The sequence below is a fragment of the Bartonella sp. AP258QHHD genome (assembly GCF_042196145.1).
Lineage (GTDB): Bacteria > Pseudomonadota > Alphaproteobacteria > Rhizobiales > Rhizobiaceae > Bartonella.
Window position 1 is genome coordinate 1 of record NZ_JBHIPR010000033.1, and the last position, 727, is coordinate 727.

Genomic DNA, 727 nt, shown 5'->3' on the forward strand with positions numbered 1-727 from the left:
TGCATTATGTGAAACACCCATCTTCTTCGCAAACGCACGAACCGATAGACCCTTACGATTCTTCTTATTCATAGTTGCTCCTTGCCTTCTTTTCTGTCCTAAGAAGGAGGTGGTTACGGCGTATTAGGATAAAGAGAGATTTACGGTACCAACTGAAAAACAAGATTTAATACGATAAGGAAATACTTAACACATTAAATTCGTTATTTATCAATGAGTTATGTGTACAATGTACAGTCAAATTGAAAATTCTGTCGCTAGCGATAGTTCGCGCTCGTCCGCCCCGCAACGAAGCCAACCCGCTGGGAAGTACCTTTTGCATTGATTTTATTGATTTTTTTTATGAAAAAACAAAGCATAAGTGATAATCTGTTTTTAAAGTTGCAATAAGAATATGTAATTCCTAAACTCATAAGGATATGGAATATATAGATAAAGCTTGAGAACATGATCTAGCCTTTCTTATTAGCAGCGTATTCTTGACGAGAAAGTTGTCTCTGTATGTTTTTGGTTAATCTTTCATTGGCATATTGTGCAATAGCACTTGCAATCTCTGGCTTGGACATCACTTTAGCAATTGATGGTCCTTCTTGTTTTGCAATAGGGAATTGATCTCCATCCGCTCTTTGAAACACATTCCCATTCAGCTTTTTTAATTCAACACGCTTTGGAAAACTGCCTCCCTTGATAAAACCATGGGGTAAGATTTCTTTCTTTCCAAACAGTG

General features: G+C 37.0%; 1 pseudogene. It reads right to left on the reverse strand.

Annotated features, from left to right (window positions below):
- Positions 1-452: 452 nt before the first annotated feature.
- A pseudogene (locus tag ACFIMM_RS03535) lies at positions 453-727 on the reverse strand (hypothetical protein); the annotation flags it as partial.